Consider the following 16403-nt stretch of genomic DNA (forward strand, 5'->3'; position numbering starts at 1 on the left):
TTCCAACCTATGATGGTATCAATCACCCGGCGGATCTAGAGTAACCGATACAAAAAATACTGGTAATATATGGATTTAAAAAATTTTTTCTTTAGTCAAAATGAGGGTTGTTACTGAGGCCTGAAAACTGAATTTATGTATCCAGGATCATAGTCGTTGAACAGATCATATTAAATAAGCCAATGATTTTCTCATGGAAGTCCTATATAGGGCTGCTTACTAATATTTGTTATAAATGTAATTGTATCGGTTGCTAGGTTATATTACCGGATTGCTCTTAAGGCGGTAGTTAGTCTGAACAGATAAGGATTATATATGGAAAAGCTGTCTCAAGAAGAGCTCAAGCAAATGTTTTGTCTTATCAGGCGATTTGCTGATACGGACTTAGATCAATTCGAACACTGGAAGTTTGATTCAGATAAGGGCAAAGTCTTCATTGAATTAGCTCTTGTCCCTAGAGGTTCAGAAGACGCCTATATAGAGGTAGACCATCTACTATGAAGCCCAATTGTGTTGGTGCTCTTAACAAGCTATTGAACAATGGCCTTTGGGTTAAATCAGGCTGTATTTAATGGATAATAAATATCAGTAGCGAATGTACCACCAATTCAGTTGAAAAAGTTAATGGCCCTATGATCAATGTCGAAGAGGTCATGCTAAGTTTACGTGTCAATTCCTTTTGGTATATACATGCTACTCGCTCCTCTACATCGGTAGTTTTGCTTCAATATGATCTCAAATAAGAGTTGAAGTATTTTTTATAAATAGGGTGACATGTGATTCTGATTAAGTATAAAGATGTTGTTTTCAGGACAGTCAATACTGTTCAAATAAATTCTAAAATGCTGATATTGATCTTTGTGCAAGGACTAAAAAATATGGTGCAAAAAAATGGAACATGTGGTCGTATTTCTTGTCTAGAAGTGATCTATCTAATAGAGGGAGGAAAATGAAGTAACAATGATAGAAGCGCACGCTATCTGTACTGTTGTCTCAATTATATGGTATTGAGAATGGCTCCAGGATTGCCAATTGATAATAGCTGCTTAGGTATGGTAAAGGCTATTTAGATGGTTGAAAATCGGTTTGTATATAATAGCTGCGTCTCTGGATATTAGGCTACCAACTTTTTAATTTTTAGATATCTAGGTCACATCGATAAGGGTCAAAATGAAAAGAATAGTGTTGGTGTTTTTACTTTCTGTATGTGCAAATACATGTTTTTCTGATGAAGTACTAGAAATACCTGCAAATCCAGAAAAAGGTTTTAGGTATCCATATCTAATCAAAATACCTGAAACAGTTCCAGAGGATAAGAAGTTATACTTGATTGTTGAATCAAATAATACTGGAAAAGTTTCAGATGATTTCTCCATTCATTATGAGTCAGCAAAAAAGACAATTGTAGGTAATGCTGTTGGCCCCTGGCTTTCTAAAAAGTTATCCTATCCAATTTTGATGCCAGTTTTCCCTAGGCCCGAATCCCAATGGCAGGTTTATACCCATGCCCTTGATAGAGATTCCATGCAAGTAGAGTCACTGCCATATGAAAGATTGGATCTTCAACTTATAGCCATGATCGAAGATGCTAAGAGGGTCTTGGCAGAACGCTCTTTGGATCTTCAGCAGAAGATTATTCTAGCGGGGTTCTCTGCCTCCGGTACGTTTGCAAATCGGTTCTCGCTATTACATCCTGAAACTACTGAAATTGTTGTAGCAGGTGGTCTGAACGGCACATTAATGTTACCTATTGGATCTATGGGTGAGCACAACCTCAAATATCCATTGGGAATTAGCGATTTTAAGCAGGTAACAGGCAAAGAGTTTAATTTAAGTCAATGGCTTAAAATTAAGCAATTTTTGTTTATGGGTGAAAATGATACGAATGATGCCGTTGCATATGATGATGCATATTCAGAAGAAGAGAGAGTGATCATATACAAAACTACTGGAAAGGAAATCCAGCCCGAACGCTGGAATAATAGCCAGAGAATTTATTTAGAAAGTAAAGCTCGTGTAATCTTTCGCACCTTTGAAGGGGTGGGCCACGGTACTAATGGTGATGTGCATCGAGAGTTCCTGACTTTTGTGAAAAAGAATGCGCTACAAGTCTCTGGGCAGTAGTGCATGTTGGACTTATGACAATTTGGTAGCGCATAGATAAATTGTGTTGTAGTGCTTTTAATATAGTATTTAGTGCTATGTAAATAGGGCATTCATAATGCGGTTGTCGGCGCTATATAGTCTGTATTTCGATGGGGCTAAGTTGCTCTGAGAAGCCCCTAATCTAAACTGCTAAACTTAAAGCTACCCCCTGTATTTCGATTAGCTACTCCTTGCTTTTAAAAGCAATTATTCAATCCACACACGAGTATAAAGACGTTTTTGACTAGGTTTATCTGTAAATTCCTCTCTATCATGAAGAACTCTGGTATTGTCGAGAAACAACATATCTCCCGATTTCATAGAAAAACAAATATTATTCTTATTGCTATTTAACTCATTGTCTAATAAATCAAAGGCTAAAAGGTCATCTTCAGTTAGCAATCTCCCGACCTTCTCGTGCCCTCTTTCAATCCAGTAACGCATGTAGCGGATAGATAGCTTTTCTTCAATATAGCTAAAAATAGGGAATTTGTTGCTAAGTAAACTCTTGGTACTTCCATCACTGCCTGGAGTAACAAGGTCTCGAATGTAACTTTTATATAGGATTTTCAGTTTGTCTGGAGCTACTTTTCTTATGTTTTCATGTACCTTTGCAGCAGATACTATTTTCGTCCTACCTCCAAGAGCAGCTGGAGTAATACAGCAAAGTCCAATTATTCTTGGCTGAATCAATTTTTGCGAACTGTCTGTATGTGGGCCAGTAGCTGCTTTGGTTTGTGAAACTGGAATCGACTCATCCCTGTAACTCCTGCCAGTATTCTGAACTCTATAAAGCCTACCGTAGGTATTAATGGTGACACCTAGTGCTAAACTAAAATTTAGGAAAAGAAGATTAAGTGATTTATGATCAAGGCCGTTAATGCCTCTAATCCATGCTACTCCACTTCCTTGAAGAAGTTCTTGTTTAACATGATAGGAGAGCTTATCGAAACGTGGTGTCAGTACGGATTCGGCGCCTAGGTCTTCAATTGGATCTTTCCTTTTCGAAGCCCAATCAACCAGTGATCTGAACTCAGTGTTCCAGCCTTCTGGCCATGTGAATTTCCAGCCAGTTTTTCTTTCCAGATCTACAGCGCTCCAAGCTTGAGCGTCAGCCAGATCAGGGGGAGCTATCTCAGCCATTTGCTTGAACCTTAAATAAAAGATGTAGAGGATAGCCCTTTAGCGGACCAAAAAATTCCGGATCTAGAGTTAGATGCTCTTCAGTTACCGCCAGCTCCCTTATGGAAGGCATCTTTTTAAATCCAGCAGATTGAAGTGCTTCAAAATAATGGGTGAATGTCTTGTGCACACAGCGTACTGGTACAGTAATTCCATCTCTACGCCAAATTCTACCTTCAAAAGTAACATCTACGCCCTCAAAGTAATTTTTATCACCAAACTTGAAGTAAAATGGAGGTGATTGATTGCGCATAAAAGGTAAGCAAGGATGCGGCACTGTGAATATAAATATTCCATTAGGGCTAAGTAGTGACTTTACATTGGTCATCACCTGTGTCATTTCCTTAACTGTCAAATAGTTGAATAGAAAAATGGCAATTACTTGATCGAATTGAGTCCTGGGGTACCTATTAAAGGTAACAGCATCTGACACTTCGTAAATTGCTTTATGTAAACCAAGCTCAGCTGCAACAGATTTCGCTTGAGAAATCATTTCAGAAGAAGAGTCGACTCCAAATACCGAAGCTGCACCGGCGTCCAAAATTATTCTAGAAACATAGCCCTCGCCACATCCTACATCTAAAAGATGTTGGCCTGTAACACTACCCAATTCCTGTAGAACAATAGGTCTTGCTGTGTAGTCACTCAGTAATATTTTCTCAGACCGTAACCAGTTTTCTGCCTGATCATTGTAAATTGACTCAGTTGATATAATATGATTCATTGTTCATCCCTTTTTGTACATTGTCCATGGAAATATACTCAGAACTTTTCATGGCTCTATCTAGTAAGCCATCCCAAAACGCCGCTCTAAGATTTAGTGCTTTTATCGCCCCATGGCGAAGATGCCTTCGCCCCTCCTCTGTGTCAGCAAAATCCAAAGCAACTTGATTAAGATTCTCTGTATGGCTGTCATCAACAAGCGTGTGTACCGGGAAAAAGCAGTATTCTTCTAATTTTAAACTCTGCAAATTCTTCAACCCTTTCTCTATATATGGATAAATTGAACTAACAATATGCTCAGTTCCCATGCCTATAGCCCCAATCGCCTCTTCTGTGGAACCATGAAGCAGTACATCAGATAACATTTCATACCAAACTATGCCTTCCGACTGGCAGCTTTCTGGGATATCTTGTGTCACGTGCGACTTAAATCTTTCGAATAATTCCGTATGTGATATATTGTCCACCCAGTTTTTCTTAATTCCATATTGTTCCAGTTCTCTGAGTTCGGACTCCTCATAATGTCCAGATTCCTCTTTGAGGTTTTCGAGAAGGACACTCCGATGTCTTTTTAGCGTTAGGCGCGAAATTACAGCGGCCAACATATTGATGAATCGCGAGGAATAAAATCCATACTGCTGAGCAAAATCCCCAACGGCGTGTTTAAAGTTTGGTAAGTCTCCATTGGCAAACCGTAAAAGATACGGATGGTGCACAGCCCTATGTGAAAGGGCCTCTTCGGAGAGTTGTTTTAACCAAGCTGTTTTTTGAAAGCTCATGTGAATTCCCTGATTAATTACTGATGCAGTGATTGATGTTTCTGTAAAAATAAAACATATAAATTTATAACTTAATAATGTTGTTGAGATAGGGCATCCCGTAATCCTCCTATTTTCTTTACAAGCTCAAATTACTATCTGTCACATTCATGCTGTCGCTAAAAGTTGGCTTGTGCATGCTATTCATCAGGGAAAATCAGTAACTTCGAACATAAGATGCCCCTCAATCTCAATAGGTGTCATTTAAAGATCAGTCGCAAATGCCCTAAAAAATATTACAGGGGACACTATAAAAATTGGCTATCAAAATAGCATTTAAATTACGAAATAAAATATGCTTATTGATTAATAGCTTGTAGTAAAATATGACGCTGCCGATCAGCCGCAATAGCCGTATTGCATGGGAGGAAAAGGCCGATAGGCGGAGTATTCATTCTGGCGCAGTTCTCTGTTTTGACTATGTGCATTTATTAGCAGTTCTTATATAAGGTGTTATCTGATTAGAAATTACCTGTCTCTTTAGTGTGATGATCTTGGTGCCACGACAAATTACTAATGAACTAATTTCTAACCTGTTCCGTTAATAATGGCGAAGACATTGCCTGTGTTTTTTGAGAAAAACAGCCAGTTCAGGTACAACCAAACAGGTATGTCATTGTTGAAGAAATTATCGATAAATAGGTTAAGGGTGGTTTACCTAAGTTTATAATCGATAACCAATTGAAGGTTGTCGGGATGGAGTTAACCACTAATACTGGCTTTGAAGATATGGTACGCCCAACAGCCAATCATGCCAGGCAGTATGCGAATGATTCCGGTAAGGGTGAGCACGTAAATTTTTATGGTGAATTTTCTTAGATCATGCGAACTGTGGCGGGTATGAGTACAACTGCAACTGAGATGGCAATTTATCTTATCGCTTTACAGTCGGGTAAGTTAGTTAAAGACCTCAGTTTGCTATGGACACCAGTCATTCTTGAAGATGGGAAAACCAGAGGGTTTAACGATATCGAGAATAGGTATGCGATGGGGTGGTAAGTTATTGATAGAGGGCGACATAGGGCTCTTAGTGCAAGTGGTGCCAATGCGGGAACTGTGATTCACTACCCTGAGGACGAACTATCTATTGTCGTTCTCACAAACTTACTTGGAGGGCTACCTATTCAATTTGTAGACCGAATCGCCGCGAAATATGTACCTGGATTCCAGCTATAAATTCAACAACCAACTCCTCCGTTATTTGATATCTTGACCTATGATCAAGCTAATTTACCTTTCTTTGAAGCGAAAAAATTAGGTGAGTAAGGAGTGATTTGTGACAACTTTTGTTTTGGTGCATGGAGCTTGGCAGGGAGGGTGGTGCTGGAAGCGGGTTTCAGCACTTCTGCGCAAGGCAGGTCATGACGTTTTCACACCCACCCTCACAGGGCTTGGGGAGCGCTCGCACCTCTTGAACGATAGGATTGACCTGGAAACCCATATTCAGGATGTTTTGGGAGTTCTTCGGTGTGAGGAGTTGTCTGATATTGTTTTATGCGGGCATAGTTATGGGGGTATGGTTATAACAGGTGTTGCTGATAAAGTACCCCAAGCTATATCTTCCCTGGTTTATCTCGATGCTTTAGTGCCAGAAGATGGGCAGAGTGTCCTGGACCTCCTTCCCAGCGACGATGCCTCCAGTTTCAAGGAAAGCGCTAGAACTAAAGGTCAGGGTTTTCGAGTGGCACCTAGCCCAGCAGAAGTTTTTGGGGTTAATGCTGAAGATCAAGCCTGGGTAGATCGGCGTAATGTTGATCATCCATTAAAGACCTTTGAGCAACCTATACGCCTGAACGGCTTATGGAAACAAGTGCCTGGGTGCCTTTATATTTATGCTACAGGTTGGAGCCCAGGTATCGGCAAGCCTTTTTTCGACAGGGCTGAGCTGGACATTGATTGGCAGGCTATGACCCTTTCATGTGGTCATTATGTGATGATAGATATGCCCAAGGAGTTGACTCAGGTGTTGATTCGTTCGACTTGATTGTCGCTATCATATCGTGATAGAGGTATGGAAAAATCAAGCGATAATTAATTAAAAGTTCAGAATAAAATTAATTGCTGTTTATTGGTCTTTCTTCGGAGCATCCTTTGGTCTATTAACCTTTCTGTATGGCTGGGCTCTATTTGCACTCGGTAGGCGGTCAAACAAGACGCAAGTCTTTGATCTGTTCAGTAAGTCTTTCTATAAAGTATTCGGTTAGTGCGAGTTTGATCTATTGTTCTTATTACAAACTAAGTAATAGCTTTAGTTCATACTTTAGTTTCCCACGCGCCCCCCCCCCGCAGGGGAGGGGGGCTGAACACTCCAGGCTAGGCATCGACAAAGATTATTTCACCAGTTATAAATCCATCGACTGAACGTTCAAAAGCTTTTCCGACCTGGTGCCCCGGCACGGGCTCGAAACCAGGCATCATATCACCGTAGACATCCCAGGCTTCTTCCAATACCGTTGGATTAACCACATTGATTCGAATATCCCTGGGGAGTTCATAAGCAACACATTTGACAAAGGTATCAATTGCTCCACTGGTTGTTGCATCGGCAATTGCCATAGGGATCGGTCTGATGTTTAGAATACCGGATATTAGCGTAAAGGATCCTTTATCGGCGATGTACTCTTGACCGACTCTTACAAGATTGATTTGTCCCATCATCTTGCTCATTACTGTTGTCATCCACTGTCGCTCAGTCATATCGACAAAGTTTGCGTATTCACAGAAGCCAACGGTGTTTACGACAGCATCGAAGTCGCCCACCGTCTTAAACAGTCGCCTGATAGAGTCTTCATCAGTAATATCAACCTGATGGTCACATCCCTTTCCCGAGCGACTCGCTGTGATAACCTTGTGGCTGCTTAACCCTGTTAAAGCGGCCTGTCCCATTTTACCTTGTGCGCCAATAAGGATAACGTTTTTCACTCTAAGTACCTGTTTTATATGAAGAATTTACTATTTGCCGCAATGCGATGCTGCTCAATTACTAGGAGAATGCTAGTTTTATTGTGATACAATGTTAAACAGTATTTATTTGTAAGAGATACAAGTGTGAACCAAATAAATCGATTGGAGGTCAAGCAGCTCCGAATATTCCAGGCATTAATATCTGAAAGAAGTGTATCTCGTGTCGCAAGTCAGGTCGGCCTTACTCAGCAAGCTGTTAGTGAACATTTAAAAAAGTTGAGAGATATTTTTAGTGATGAACTTTTTCTCCGGAAAAGCAATGGACTAATTCCAACGCCGACAGCAATAAACTTAGGGAAAAAGGTTGATGCGATCCTCCAAGGGTTAGATAAATTGTTGGAGCCAGCAGTTTTTGAGCCATCTAAAATAGCACAAACCTATACCATCGCTGCGACAGATTACTCCCAACAAGTGGTGCTTCCCGGCTTATTGCCTAAACTCAGAGCGCTAGCTCCCAACTTGAAAGTGGTAATACGGGATATTGCTACAGACAGACTGGAAGAGTTAATGAGTGAAGCCAAGGTGGATTTAATAGTTGCAGATTCGGATATAAATTCTGACCTGTACTCTTCTATCACATTATTTACTGATTACTATGTCTGCGTTGCGGCAAAGAGTTCGCCTCTGGTAAAGAAGAAGCTGGGTTTGGAGGAAATAGCTTCTGAGCCGCATCTTATGGCATCTCCGCTTAAGTCCGGTACGGCAGGAATTATTGATGGTTGGTTTGCAAGGCACCGTTTGCGTAGAAATGTTGTTATGTCTACGCCATGTTTTACCACGGTTCCACAATATCTCAAAAAAACAGATATGCTTGCTTTTTTACCTAACCGGGTAGCGAGTGATTCAAACCTTGCCATTCTTAATCTGAAAAACAAGCCGGTAGAGTTTGATGTTATAGCCGCATGGCACCCTCGTTCAGATCATGATGCTTTACATAATTGGGTTGTAAACTTGTTGAGAGAGTGTGTCTAGTATTCTTTAGTTGATATTAAAGTACATAAAGGTGCGAGAGTGGCATAGGGGATTCAGGAGTTACTGAGTAAATGAGATCTTTAGAAACGCAATTTTATCGGGAAAATAAATGATTCTTGATTTTCATTCGTGCAATAAAAAGTTGAACAGGCGAGGCGCGGTGGAGAGGGTGGCATAGAAATATATCAAGCCCTTAAATGCAGAGATTTTAATAGAGCATGAGATTTTGCTATTCCTGTTGTGATGCCACGGTTTAGCTCTGTGGGTGAGCTTGCCCATTGTGATATTGAGGAGATGTATATCATTTTAAAAGCTAAAGGCACTTTGACTATCGAGGACGAGAAGACACGAGCTTCCGCTGAAGGTGTAATTTTAAATAAAATAGCTGGAACCCATGGGTTAGTTAATGACTTATCGAAAGAGATGGAATTGTTAATTATTCAAGCCAGTTTGAAGTGGTACCAGCTTAATAAGTCAGTTAATTTGACGGTAGAAAGTTACCAGGCTTGAATGCCTTGATTTTCATTGGAGTGACGATTTAACAACATGATTGGGAGTGGGTAAGAGTTATGAAAATGCGAAACTTCTTAAGAATGGTAATTATCGGGATTGGTTTATCTGTGGTCAATGTAGCTGCAGAAGAAGTCGAGATAGATAAAGACCTCACTATTTATTATGAACAATCGGGGAGTGGTGATACTGCCATTATTTTTATTCCTGGCTGGATGATGTCGGCAGACGTTTTTGAGCACCAACTTGCCCACTTTAAAGATTCTAAAAAGTACCGCGCGCTGGCATATGATCCCCGTGGGCAGGGCAAATCATCAAAGCCCGTCGAAGGGCACACCTATCAACAACATGCTAGAGACCTGGCTAAGTTAATAGGGACATTGGATATAGACAAGGTGATCTTGGCAGGTTGGTCATATGGCGTAACGGAGCAATTGGCATATTTGAATCAGTTTGGTTCCGATAAACTGAAAGCGATGATCATGATTGATACTGGACCAGATATAGCGGGAGCAAGCCGTGATGAGTGGGTTTGGTATCTAAATGATGATTCGGACGGCTATTCACGCTCATTTACTGAGGGCATTATAGAGGATCGAGATAATGTAATTAGTGAATTTGTGAAATGGATGCTTGAAAACCCTTCAAAGGAAAATATTGCCTGGGTTACCCAAATTGCTAATCAGACCTCTAGTAGTGTCGCTTCAATTACCAACGCGACCGGATTTTACCTGGACTATAGTGATGATCTTGTAGCATTGGAAGGTAAATTGCCCCTACTGTATGTTGTGAGAGAGGAAGTTAAAAGTGTTGCGGATAAATGGATCAAGGCCAATACACCGTCTGCCACTGCTGTTTATATGGGAAAACACATGATGTTTTGGGAGAGACCCAGAGAGTTTAATCAGGTACTCGATCAGTTTCTTTCTGCCATGGAGAATGATAAATAATATATAAGCCCCTGCTTTACTTAACTTATGTATAGAGTGGTTTCGTGGTGATAAACACAGAGGATCAAGAAAATCTGGTTCTCTGTAGTTTTGTTTTAAAAGTTAAAGTGCTCCCCAATGGGGAATGATTTGTAAAGCGCATATTATGTCTAGAAAAATATTATCCTTAAAGGTAAAAAGAAATACGGAGCCTAAGAAGGCTGATAAAAAGCAAGAGGATACTTCTGATCCAAAGAAGCGGTTCTTAAATGGCGTAGCTATTAATCCATCTGAGCCTATTCGCCTTGAGTCAGGTTCTCAGCAACTTACGGTACGGGCGATGGATTTGATTACGCCAATTGGCAAGGGTCAACGAGGCTTGATTGTGGCCCCTCCGGGCTGTGGCAAAACCACTATCCTCAAGCATATCTGCCAAGCAGTGGGGAAGGCTTACCCCGAAATAAAGCTGTACGCTTTGCTTATTGATGAAAGGCCAGAGGAGGTTACTGACTTTAAGCGAAGTGTACCGGCAGAAGTGTATGCTTCCTCCTCTGATCATAGCTATAAAGAGCATGTGCGGGTAGCTAAAGAACTCCTTGATAGGGCTTGTAAGGAAGCCGGTGAAGGCCAGGATGTAATGATCGTGGTTGACTCGTTGACAAGGCTATCACGGGTGCATAATGCGCAGCAGAGTGGTAGGGGGCGTACAATGTCAGGTGGGATAGATGCCAGGGCTATGGAGATACCCAGAAAGCTGTTTGGCGCTGCGAGAAAGATTGAAGGTGGTGGATCACTTACGATTCTGGCAACGATACTCGTGGATACCGGAAGCCGAATGGACCAGGTGATATTTGAGGAGTTTAAGGGTACGGGAAATATGGAGGTAGTATTGTCAAAGGAAGTTGCGAGACAGCGAATTTACCCTGCCTTGGATATTGCTAAAAGCAGTACTCGCCGTGAGGAAGTCCTGTTTAACTCGAAAGATATTGCAACGATAAGAGCTTTACGAAGAACGCTTGCCGGCCTTAAGCCTGTAGATGGCACTAAAAAACTTATTGAACTCCTTAAAAAGTACCCGACTAATGCGGAGTTACTTGACCATTAATTTTTAGTTAAGTTTAGGGGGAGTATTTAGCCGCTTAGCATTTTAGGAGTTAGTTACTGAACGCCCGAGACCTTATTATGACAACTGTTAGTCAGTCGGGGGCTTCACACGTCAATTCTATGGTGTGTTTTTGCAGGATACTCTTCAATGGCTTCCCCCTCTAGTATTTCACTACCAGTTTGGTAACGCATTGTCATCTGGCCAGTTGCAAGCAGAGTTCCTACACTGTCATAAACTTCGGTATAGGAATAAAAGATTTTATGCCCCGAGCTGGTCAACTTACCTATGGCGGTTAACTGGTTGGTTTTGGCTCGACCGGTGAAATTGGTTGTTAATGATAGCGTGAGGGATTTACGTCGACGATTTGGGTACGGGCAGTAGAGACCACAGTAGGATCCGGCAATATCAATTAACGTTGTAATAAACCCCCCATGGGGTACTCCGTGGCTATTCAAATGCTCAGGGAGTACGGTTACGCTGATCACTACACGGCCTTCCTGCCACTCATCAATTTTCACACCCAAATGATCATTGAACGGTGGTTGTTTTTTATTTTGCCAGCTCATTTGGACTTACCTTTTGGGAAATTAGTTCAGAACAGGGTGCGTTCGGGCAGCGTGCAGGGTGGAGAAATACACTGTGAGCAGACCCGCTGTGACCACTATAAGAATTCCTATCAGCGCAATTGTGTTAGGCAGATGCTGCCATATCAGCCAGCCAAAAATGCCGGCAATAACTACTCCAAAATAACTGATTGGTGAAACTACACTGGGTTTTGCATAACTATAAGCTTTGGTATAGAGCCATATCGCTAATAAAACAGAAACCCCATTAAAAGCCAGGTAGGGAATAGTCCAGGTAGGTATTGACTGCCAGTAGTAGATACCCAGGGGCAGGCTACACATAAATGAGATAAGGACGTAGTAAAACAAAATAAGGCTCGACCTATCAGTACGAGACAGAACACGTGTGCCCACCATAGAGACAGCTAGAGTAATACCTGACAGTAAGCCGAAGGCGTGGCCACTGCTGATACCATGGATATCAGGTTGAAGAATCAGTGCGATACCAAGTAGTCCAAGCACAATGGGTAGCCAGCTTGTGGCGGGAATCTGTGCACGCGCCCAAAGCCAGGCTACAAGTGGAACAAAAATAGGGGCGGCATTGCGTAGTAAGCCTGCCTCCATCAATGAAATACGGCTGAGTGCATAAAAGTAGGAAAAGAAGCAGAGCCAGCCTGCAAAGCCTCGCAGTAAATGGGTTTTCCAGTGTTGTGTTATGAGCTGTTGGGGTGACTGGCGCACCAGCCAGGGAATAAGTAATAGTAAGCAGATGCTGTATTGGCTGAGAACTATTAAAGGTACTGGTACGGCGGGTGATATCCATTTACTGGCTGCGGCGGCTGTACTGGCAACCATGGCGGTGGCCAGTGCGTAACCTATGCCTTTCCAATTGTTTCTCTTAACCCTGGCTTGGATCGCCTTGTGGTGATCTAACGGTTCTGGTGACTGTTCGAGCTGCAGCTCATTAAACCGCATCTGGCTCGGTCGTAGTTTCGATTCTATTAAGGTATCAGGCCTTGTCATTGTGTTGCCAATTAAAAATCTCTCAACTTTGGCAAAAAGGGTAACCGGTACTTTTACCGGTTACCCTTGAGAAGCGAATACTATCGCTGATCGTCTGCCCATTTCGCAAATGTTTTACCTTCTTTTACCAGTTGGACGAGCAATGGTGCGGGAGTCCAATTGGCTTCGCCATGTTGGTCACGGAATGTGCAAATAGTATCGTAGATCTTTTTCAGGCCGATGCTATCTGCGTAAAACATGGGGCCGCCGCGATGGGGAGGGAAACCATAGCCATAAACATACACAACATCAATATCACTGGGGCGTTGGGCTATCCCTTCTTCCAGAATTCTGGCTCCCTCATTAATTAAGGCGAAAGTAAGGCGATTAAGAATTTCTTTATCGGAGATTTCTCGCCGCTCTATCCCATGAGCTTTGGCTTGAGCCTCTATAATTGCTTGGATTTCGGGGTCACTGGTGCGAGCGCGAGTTTCTGGGTCATAGCGGTAATAACCGGCTCCACTCTTTTGGCCCAGGCGTCCCATCTCTACTAAAGCATCCGCAATGCAGTAGGTTTTGGGGTCGCCTTTTTCTGCTTCGCTCAGGCCCTCGCGGGCTTTTTGGCCAATATCGAGACCGGCCAAATCTCCAACCGCTATGGGTCCCATGGCCATGCCCCAGGATTGCATTACGGTATCTATTTGCTCCGCGGTGGCTCCTTCTATTAAACAGAGTTGCGCTTCACGGGCATAGGGCCGCAGCATCCGGTTGCCAATAAACCCATAACAGTTTCCGGCCAGCACGGGAACTTTCTTGATAGTTTTTGCCAACCGCATTGCGGTAGCAATAACATCGTCGGCGCTCTTTGAGCCACGAACGACTTCCAGAAGTTTCATAACGTTGGCGGGGCTGAAAAAGTGTAACCCGATAACATCTTCTGGCCGATTGGTAGCAGCGGCGATCTGGTCGATATCCTGGTAGGAAGTGTTTGTTGCGAGAATGGTGCCGGGTTTACAGTATTGGTCCAGCTTGGAAAAAATTTCCTTTTTAAGCGTTACATTCTCAAACACAGCTTCGATAACGAGGTCTACCTCTACCAGGTCGGAATAGTCAGTGGTGCCCTGGATTAGTGAGAGGCAGTGTGTTTTTTGGGGCTCTGTAATCTTCCCCTTTTTCATACTGATACTGTAGTTCTTGTCGATTACTGCTCGGCCACGTTCTACGGCAGCTTGATCGATATCCAGCAGCTTGACTGGGATACCGGCATTGGCAAAATTCATGGCGATACCTCCCCCCATAGTGCCGCCGCCAATAATGCCAATACTGTTTATTTCTCTGATAGGGGTATCTTTGGAGAGATTCTGAACTTTTGTCGCACGTCGCTCGGCAAAGAACATATGCCTCAGGGCGGCGGACTGACTTGAGAGCAGACATTCGATAAATAGATCCAGTTCTTTAGCCAGCCCTTTATCGAATGGCAGTTTAACTGCTGCCTCCACACAGGAGACAATGTTCTGTGGGGCCAGTTGACCAGGTGCTCTTTTTTCCAGTCGCTGGCGGAAATCGTCGAACAGGCCCTCTGGAATACTGGCAGGATCTATTGTGATGTCCCGGACTCTGCGTGGTGGGGCTTTCTGGTCAATTAGCTCACGAGCAAAGGCGAGGGCCCCTTCGAATAGATCATCATCAACCACGTGATCGATCAGCTTCATGCTTTTGGCTTTCGCGGCCAGGATTGGGGCACCTTTGGTGATCATTTCTAGTGCAGCCGCAACGCCGGCCAGACGTGGCGTGCGCTGAGTACCACCGGCCCCAGGCAATAACCCCAATTTAACTTCAGGCAGGCCGACTTTGGCAGAAGTCTGGGCGCAACGATAGTGACAAGCCAGTGCCACCTCAAAGCCCCCGCCCAATGCGGTACCGTGAATAGCGGCAATCACCGGTTTACGAGAGTTTTCGATTTCTGTAATCACCTCAGATAAGGCAGGTGCCTGTGGAGGCTTACTAAATTCTGTGATGTCTGCACCAGCAATAAAAGTGCGGCCTTCACATATTAAAACCAGTGCCTGAGAGGTATCTTCCTGGGCACTCTTGATCGCTCCCCAAATGCCTTCGCGCAGCCCGTGGGAAAGCGCGTTGACAGGGGGGTTGTTAAGTCGAATAACACCAATATCGCCAATAAGTTCATAATTTACGGTAGACATTGTTATCTCCAGATCTTAAATGACTATTAGATTGTTTCTCCTAGAGGGTCTCGCCGGTTTTTATATACGCTCTATAATCACTGCGATTCCCTGGCCAATACCAATACACATGGTGGCTAACCCGTAGCGCCCACCGCTACGCTCCAGCTGACGTAATGCTGTGAGTAGAATGCGGGCTCCGCTGGCGCCGAGCGGATGCCCAACTGCAATTGAACCACCATTGGGGTTTACCCTGGAGTCCTCGTAATCAATCTCGAGCATTTTCAGGCAGCCCATGGCCTGTACAGCAAAAGCCTCGTTAAACTCCATGACATCCATATCTGCCAGGCTCAAGCCTGCACGAGCCAATGCCTTACGGGTAGCCGGGACCGGGCCTAACCCCATTACTCTTGGCTCCACTCCCGCAATAGCACTGGCGAGAATACGTGCGCGGGGCTTGAGATCTACGGCCTGCCCAGCCTCCTGGCTGCCAATAATGAGTGCTGCGGCACCATCGTTGATTCCAGAAGCATTTCCAGCAGTTACTACGCCGCCTTCAAATAGCGGGCGTAGCGTTTGCAGGCGCTCCAGGCTGGTATCGGGGCGGGGATGCTCATCAGTATCGACAAGGCGGGGTGGTTGCTTTCGGTCCTGTGGCACTTCAATAGGAATAATTTCATCGATAAAAAAGCCATCAAAACGCGCGCTTTCATATTTTGCTTGTGAAGCTAACGCAAAGATATCGCACTCTTCCCGCTGAATATTCAGGTCTGCGGCGATATTGTCTGCAGTTTGCGGCATGGTATGGCTGCCAAATTCTGCAACAATATCGGGATTGGTGAAGCGCGGACCCAAAGTGGTATCCGCCAGTTGCTGGGTGCGATCGAACGGGCTGCTTGCTTTGGAGAGGACCAAAGGGGCGCGGCTCATGGATTCAACACCACCGGCAATGAACAAATCACCTTCCGAGGCCCTGATGCAGCGGGCTGCATCGGCAACGGCAGATAAGCCTGAACCACATAAGCGGTTTACCGTAATACCACCGGTGGAGATCGGCAGTCCTGCAATTAGCCCGGCAAAGCGGGCGATATTACGACTGTCCTCACCGGCCTGATTGGTATTTCCGGCAATCACATCCTCAAATTGCTTGTGATCGAAATTATTACGCTCAACCAGGGTTTTAATGACATGCGCGAGCATATTGTCTGGCCTGATACTGGAAAGGCTACCTCCATGGCGACCAAAAGCACTTCGGCCGCCATCATAGATATAAGCTTGTGGCATTGTCAGTTTTCCCAATGACTGAT

General features: G+C 43.7%; 17 protein-coding genes. 9 read left to right on the forward strand and 8 right to left on the reverse strand.

The genetic code is table 11. The annotated features are described in order from the left end of the window. The first annotated feature begins 315 nt into the window (after positions 1–315). The gene (locus G367_RS0119850) at positions 316–501 is read left to right on the forward strand and encodes a hypothetical protein (RefSeq protein ID WP_020414909.1); all 186 of its coding nucleotides are present in this window, start codon (positions 316–318) and stop codon (positions 499–501) included. Positions 502–1170: 669 nt separating this feature from the next. Then, entirely contained in the window at positions 1171–2124 is a 954-nt protein-coding gene (locus G367_RS0119855; RefSeq protein WP_020414910.1) for a hypothetical protein, read from the forward strand. A 228-nt stretch (positions 2125–2352) separates the two neighbouring features. Here G367_RS0119855 and G367_RS0119860 read toward each other — a convergent pair whose 3' ends face one another. From G367_RS0119860 to G367_RS0119870, 3 genes are read right to left on the reverse strand one after another with little or no spacing between them, the layout of a single operon-like run. Further along, on the reverse strand, positions 2353–3288 hold the full coding sequence (locus G367_RS0119860) for a TauD/TfdA family dioxygenase (RefSeq protein ID WP_020414911.1): 936 nt from the start codon (positions 3286–3288) through the stop codon (positions 2353–2355). Further along, entirely contained in the window at positions 3281–4051 is a 771-nt protein-coding gene (locus G367_RS0119865; RefSeq protein ID WP_020414912.1) for a class I SAM-dependent methyltransferase, read from the reverse strand. The genes G367_RS0119860 and G367_RS0119865 overlap by 8 nt, the downstream gene beginning before the upstream one ends. Next, complete coding sequence (locus G367_RS0119870; RefSeq protein WP_020414913.1) at positions 4029–4829, reverse strand: iron-containing redox enzyme family protein; 801 nt, start codon at positions 4827–4829, stop codon at positions 4029–4031. Before G367_RS0119870 ends, G367_RS0119865 begins: the two co-directional genes overlap by 23 nt. A 735-nt stretch (positions 4830–5564) precedes the next feature. Between G367_RS0119870 and G367_RS26985 the strand changes: the two genes are divergently transcribed. From G367_RS26985 to G367_RS0119885, 3 genes are all read left to right on the forward strand, one after another. Beyond that, entirely contained in the window at positions 5565–5687 is a 123-nt protein-coding gene (locus tag G367_RS26985) for a hypothetical protein (protein WP_020414914.1), read from the forward strand. Positions 5688–5708: 21 nt separating this feature from the next. Next, entirely contained in the window at positions 5709–5867 is a 159-nt protein-coding gene (locus G367_RS26260; RefSeq protein ID WP_157533687.1) for a hypothetical protein, read from the forward strand. A 277-nt stretch (positions 5868–6144) separates the two neighbouring features. Next, a complete protein-coding gene (locus G367_RS0119885) occupies positions 6145–6852 on the forward strand; it encodes an alpha/beta fold hydrolase (RefSeq protein WP_020414916.1) in 708 nt (235 codons plus the stop codon). Between the two features lie 329 nt (positions 6853–7181). Here the strand turns inward: G367_RS0119885 and G367_RS0119890 are convergent, their stop codons facing one another. Then, entirely contained in the window at positions 7182–7790 is a 609-nt protein-coding gene (locus tag G367_RS0119890) for a short chain dehydrogenase (protein ID WP_020414917.1), read from the reverse strand. 126 nt (positions 7791–7916) lie between these two features. Here G367_RS0119890 and G367_RS0119895 point away from each other — a divergent pair, with 126 nt between their 5' ends. The 4 genes from G367_RS0119895 (at position 7917) to rho (ending at position 11348) form a co-directional block, all read left to right on the forward strand. Continuing rightward, positions 7917–8804 (forward strand): LysR family transcriptional regulator, encoded by an 888-nt coding sequence (locus G367_RS0119895; RefSeq protein ID WP_020414918.1) that lies wholly within the window; start codon positions 7917–7919, stop codon positions 8802–8804. A gap of 261 nt (positions 8805–9065) precedes the next feature. Then, entirely contained in the window at positions 9066–9314 is a 249-nt protein-coding gene (locus G367_RS26665) for a cupin domain-containing protein (protein ID WP_211214961.1), read from the forward strand. Positions 9315–9373: 59 nt separating this feature from the next. Continuing rightward, positions 9374–10264: an alpha/beta fold hydrolase gene (locus G367_RS0119905; protein ID WP_211214962.1), complete on the forward strand. Its 891-nt coding sequence runs from the start codon at positions 9374–9376 to the stop codon at positions 10262–10264. Between the two features lie 145 nt (positions 10265–10409). Next, positions 10410–11348 (forward strand): transcription termination factor Rho, encoded by a 939-nt coding sequence (gene rho, locus G367_RS24420; RefSeq protein ID WP_083922871.1) that lies wholly within the window; start codon positions 10410–10412, stop codon positions 11346–11348. Positions 11349–11452: 104 nt separating this feature from the next. Here rho and G367_RS0119915 read toward each other — a convergent pair whose 3' ends face one another. From G367_RS0119915 to G367_RS0119930, 4 genes are all read right to left on the reverse strand, one after another. Continuing rightward, positions 11453–11914: a PaaI family thioesterase gene (locus tag G367_RS0119915; protein WP_020414922.1), complete on the reverse strand. Its 462-nt coding sequence runs from the start codon at positions 11912–11914 to the stop codon at positions 11453–11455. A gap of 21 nt (positions 11915–11935) precedes the next feature. Then, positions 11936–12934 (reverse strand): DMT family transporter, encoded by a 999-nt coding sequence (locus G367_RS0119920; protein WP_157533689.1) that lies wholly within the window; start codon positions 12932–12934, stop codon positions 11936–11938. Positions 12935–13014: 80 nt separating this feature from the next. Further along, entirely contained in the window at positions 13015–15117 is a 2103-nt protein-coding gene (locus G367_RS0119925) for a 3-hydroxyacyl-CoA dehydrogenase NAD-binding domain-containing protein (RefSeq protein ID WP_020414924.1), read from the reverse strand. A gap of 60 nt (positions 15118–15177) precedes the next feature. Next, positions 15178–16380 (reverse strand): 3-oxoadipyl-CoA thiolase, encoded by a 1203-nt coding sequence (locus tag G367_RS0119930; RefSeq protein ID WP_020414925.1) that lies wholly within the window; start codon positions 16378–16380, stop codon positions 15178–15180. Positions 16381–16403: the final 23 nt, after the last annotated feature.

It is taken from the genome of Microbulbifer variabilis ATCC 700307 (assembly GCF_000380565.1).
Lineage (GTDB): Bacteria > Pseudomonadota > Gammaproteobacteria > Pseudomonadales > Cellvibrionaceae > Microbulbifer > Microbulbifer variabilis.